Annotated in this window: 4 protein-coding genes; all 4 read left to right on the top strand. The window is 44.9% G+C overall.

All coding sequences use genetic code 11. The annotated features are described in order from the left end of the window. Window positions 1-61 precede the first annotated feature (61 nt). Window positions 62-1,246, top strand: a complete 1,185-nt coding sequence (locus B3W37_RS15445; RefSeq protein WP_483176332.1) for a CaiB/BaiF CoA transferase family protein — start codon at window positions 62-64, stop codon at window positions 1,244-1,246. A gap of 30 nt (window positions 1,247-1,276) precedes the next feature. After that, a complete protein-coding gene (locus B3W37_RS15440) occupies window positions 1,277-2,758 on the top strand; it encodes a branched-chain amino acid transport system II carrier protein (protein WP_483176331.1) in 1,482 nt (493 codons plus the stop codon). A gap of 17 nt (window positions 2,759-2,775) precedes the next feature. Then, a complete protein-coding gene (gene kal / locus B3W37_RS15435; protein WP_483176330.1) occupies window positions 2,776-3,186 on the top strand; it encodes a 3-aminobutyryl-CoA ammonia lyase in 411 nt (136 codons plus the stop codon). A gap of 225 nt (window positions 3,187-3,411) precedes the next feature. Further along, window positions 3,412-4,744, top strand: a 1,333-nt coding sequence (locus B3W37_RS15430) for a sigma-54-dependent Fis family transcriptional regulator (protein ID WP_483176329.1), incomplete at its 3' end; no start/stop codon positions are given.

Below are 4,744 nucleotides of genomic sequence, written 5' to 3'. Positions count from 1 at the left end.
ACGTTACTTGCAACTTAAGTAAAACAGAATGCGCATTCTAAGATCTTGAGGAGGTGGATTAATGAGAGCCCTTGACGGAGTAAAGGTGATAGATCTAACCCAGGCTTATAGCGGACCATTTTGCACCATGCATATGGCTGACCATGGAGCAGAAGTCATAAAAATCGAGAGACCTGGGCTTGGAGATCAATCCCGTACCTGGGGACCGATTAAAGATGGTTACAGTGCTTATTATGCTTTCCTGAACCGTAACAAGAAAAGTCTGAGTCTGGATTTGCGTTCGGAGGAAGGCAAGGAGATTTTTTTCCGGTTGATTAAGGATGCTGATGTGGTGTGTGAAAACTTTCGGGTAGGCGCCATGGAGAAATTGGGCTTGGGATATGAAGAGATCAAGAAAATCAATCCTCGTATTATCTATGCTTCGATTTCTGGTTTTGGATTAAATGGACCTCTGGCCAAACTGCCTGCGTATGACATTGTGGCACAAGCCATGAGCGGCCTGATGTCGATTACCGGATTTGCTGACAATCCTCCCACCAAAGTAGGGCCTTCAGTTGGTGACAACTATTCCGGCGCCTATTTGGCCCTGGGGATTTGCATGGCATTGTATAAGCGTGAGAAGACCGGCCAGGGCCAAAGGCTGGATGTAGCGATGGTCGATACCTTGTTCTCGATACTGGAAAACGCAGTAGTCGAGTACACTGTGGCCGGCAACGTTCCGGGCCGGAACGGTAATGCTGATCCCGGCATAGCACCGTTTGATGCTTTTATGGCCAAGGACGGCATGTTTGTAATGGGTGTCGGTACTAACGCCATGTGGAAAAAACTCTGCGATTTGATGGGACGCCCGGATCTTTTTGAAGACCCTCGTTATTTAACCAATGACGATCGTTGTAAAAATTACCTGCCTGATCTTAAGAATAATGTGGAAGCCTACACGCTTACCAAAACCAAGCAGGAATTACAGGAAATTATGAACGAAGCAGGTATTCCTTTCGGTTTGATCGCCACGGTGGCAGAGGCGGCAGAACATCCACAACTTCAGACTAGAGAGATGCTGGTTGAGGTAGATGATCCGGCCCTGGGCACTATTAAAATACCAGGAATCCCTATAAAAATGCATGATACTCCGGGGGTTGTTAGTCAAGCGGCACCGTTGTTGGGTCAGAATACCGATGAAGTGCTCAACGAATTAGGTTTCTCAAGCGAAGAAATTAAGACTTTTCATGACCGGCAAGTAGTTTAAATCTTAAATATTGGAGAGGGGAATTTATACATGGAAGATGGCAAAAACACTAAACAATCTTTTACTTTGCCGTTTATAATACTGCTGGCCATAGGCGGATCTATTTTCGCCATGCATTACGGCGCATCCTGTATGCTCTGGCCCACTACCTGGGGGCGCAACTCCGGAACTGCTGTCTGGCCGGCCTTTTTTGGTTTTTTCTGTACCGGTTTGTTGCTGCCCTTCTTGGGCTATTTTGCCGTCAACCGGGGCGGAGGCCCGTTGTTTACGCTGGCCAGTAAAGTAGGCCCTAATTTTGCCCAGATCTTCGGCGGATTCACTGTTCTCATTATGGGGCCTTTCTTTGTTATTCCCCGTATGAGTGCAGCGGCCTGGGACGCACTCAGTAAGATATTTGCCCTTGAAAGTTCACCTTGGATTGTACTTTTCCTTTTTACCGTAGCTTATTACGCTATTACCTACTGGTTTATCTATAAACAGACCGCGATCGTCGACAAGTTGAGCCGTATCTTGGTTCCGTTATTACTGTTAATGGAAGTCATCATCATAACGAAGTGCCTGATATTCCCGATCGGCGACCCGGTTGCCCCCAATTATGCCCAAAATCCTTTTGCCTATGGATTTATTAACGGCTATCAGACCATGGACCTGCCCGCCGCCTTGATGTTTGCCGGTATTATTCTGACCGATATTGGCAACCGCGTTAAGGGAAACAAAAACGCAGTGCTGGGGAACCTGGTCAAAGCCGGTATTATCGGTTTCATAATGCTGGCAGTGATTGAAGTCGGAGAGTTCCTGCTGGGTGCTTCCACCGGCAGCGTTTATGGCGATCTCGATTATGCCAAATTGTTCGCCACCGTAGTATTGAAACAATTCGGATTGGTCGGTGCGATGTGTTTTAACGTAGCTTTGGTATTTGCCGCCATGACTACGGCCATAGGGCTGACAGCAGGTACGGCGGAGTACTTTGTGGACGCCGCCAAAGGCAGATGGAGTTATCAAAAGATAGCTATTGTTGTTCTGGTAGTAAGTACCATAATCAGTGTTTGCGGCCTGGACCAGATTGTAAAATGGACCGCACCGATTCTCAACATGATTTATCCCCCCTGTATTGCCTTGGTATTATTTATAGTTTTCTTCCCGCCCAGATTTAGCGGTGCCATGAAAGGTGCCTGTTATGCTTCCCTGGGTTGGGGGGTTGTCGAAGCTTTAAATGGTTACATGGGCCTGTTTGGAGTGGAAAATGCTTTCCAGGGACTCTACAACATTGTTCCCGGTGCCAACGCTGGCTTTGGCTTTGTGCTGTTCTTTGTGGTAGGAGCGATAATCGGACATTTCGCTTTGAAGAGTGAAGATACGGACCAAACCTTGAGTGCNNGCCAACGCTGGCTTTGGCTTTATATTGTTCTTTGTGGTAGGAGCGATAATCGGACATTTTGCTTTGAAGAGCGAAGATGCGAACCAATCATTGAGTGCATAATTTGGAGGCAGGAAGCCCTGCCAATAAAATAAAAAGGAGGGATTTTATAATGAAAAAAGTCATGATTAGATTGAGAATGAGCGAGCATGATGCCCATTACGGCGGAGGACTGGTAAATGGCGCCCGTATGCTGGATTTATTTGGCGATGTAGCAACCGAATTACTCATTCTCAGGGATGCCGATGAGGGCCTTTTCCGCACCTATGAGCACGTTGATTTCCTGGCTCCGGTATATGCCGGCGATTATATCGAAGCGGTTGGTTGGTTTACCAGAATCGGCAATAGCTCCAGAGAAATGAATTTCGAAGCCTGGAAAGTAATACAGCCGGTTAAGGACGGTGCCGCGTCAGCCTGTGAACTTCTGGCTGAACCTATCCTGGTGGCCAGAGCCACTGGTATATGTGTTACTCCCAAGGATTCTCAGAGAGGATCTCAGATTCCCGAAGAAGAGTTTTTATAAAATTATAATTAAGCGGGTCAAAGCCAGCGCTTTGACCCACTTAATTTGGTTTATATGGTAAAAAGTTCTTAAGAAAATCAACCTTTTTAAAAAGGTTTAAATGATAGTAAATCAGAATAATTATAATAGATTCGATAAAAACAACAAAATAATTGCATATATCAACAATATTGTTACAAAATACCCTCATTTTTGGCTCCAATTAAGTTGTAATGGGTTGTACCTTTGGCAAAAAGGTTGGTGGCTGGCATGAAACATACCGAAAACACACCCGGTAATGAGAAGATATCAATGCAAGCTGTAATAGGGCAATCTGTACAGTTGTCGGCCTGTCTCAACATTGACACGTCAATTTTATTGGATAAGCGCGTTTGTACTACTGAAATCGAGCAAAGAAAAAATGATAATCCGGAACTTCAACATGTGGTGCAATATTTGGATGGCATACTTGATACCAGCATTTTAAAGACTCCTTTAATAATTACAGATGATGAAGGATGCGTGCTTTATATTAAAGGAAGTGCGGAGACGGAACCTCTATTAAGAGAAGGAGTCATGCTTGGCACTGAACAAATTGGCACTAATGCCTTCGATCTGGCTCTTAAACATTTGATCCCGGTCAAGGTAACCGGACCGGAACATACTTTGAAGGTATTAGCCCACAGTATTTCGTTTGGTGTGCCTATCCTGCATGGGTCAAAACTGTTAGGCGGTATTGGTTTTGTCCTGTCCATAAAGGATAATTATCAATCCGGCGTTATGGAAAACATTATCAGGTCTTGTCTGCACGCTATTGCTAAAATGCTGGAGGCCCGGAAGAACCTGGATGAATTATTCCTGCTGAAAAATTTCTTTATTAACCTTGATAATGATAGAGGGATTATAGTTACTAATTCCGACTTTGAAATAATTCAGGTCAACCGGGAGGCGGAAATCCTGCTCGGAGTACCTAAACAATATATTGTTGATCACAGCTTTGGAAAAATTTTTAGCGGAGTTAACCCGGCTGATATTGATATAAATAAGGGCTGCCGATTAAATTTTTGTTCTTCTGCCGGTAAATCAACTGTTGCCGCTTACCAGAAACCGGTAATGGGGGAAAAAGGCAGATTGGTTGGATATTGTGTATATTTTGATCCGGCGGAGCCAGCCGAAAAAATCATTAAAAGCGGTAAGCGAAGATCGGTTAGATTTGAATTTAAAGATATTATTGGAGAAAATAAAGACTTTTTGCGCTTATTAAAGCTTGCCCATGCCATAGCACGCAGTCCTTCCAGTGTTTTCATTACGGGGGAAAGCGGAACCGGTAAAGAATTGTTTGCTCAGGCTGTACACCAGGCCAGCACTTTTAGCAAGGGACCTTTTATTGCTATTAACTGTGCGGCCATACCGGGTGAATTGATGGAAACGGAATTATTTGGTTATGTGGATGGGGCATTCACAGGTGCCCGAAAAGGAGGAATGGACGGAAAATTAAAACAGGCTAACGGCGGAACCTTGTTTTTAGATGAAATCGGTGATATGCCGGTTCGGTTGCAGCCCCAACCGCCGGTTTGCA

It is taken from the genome of Syntrophomonas sp. UBA5494, assembly GCF_002426325.1.
Note: the sequence above shows the minus strand (reverse complement) of the source record. Positions and strands in the feature narration are given on the sequence as shown.

What these genes read in the sequence shown, in the direction of transcription:
- B3W37_RS15445 (WP_483176332.1), top strand. Translation starts at nt 62, where the DNA reads ATGAGAGCCCTTGACGGAGTAAAGGTGATAGATCTAACCCAGGCTTAT.
- kal (WP_483176330.1), top strand. Translation starts at nt 2,776, where the DNA reads ATGAAAAAAGTCATGATTAGATTGAGAATGAGCGAGCATGATGCCCAT.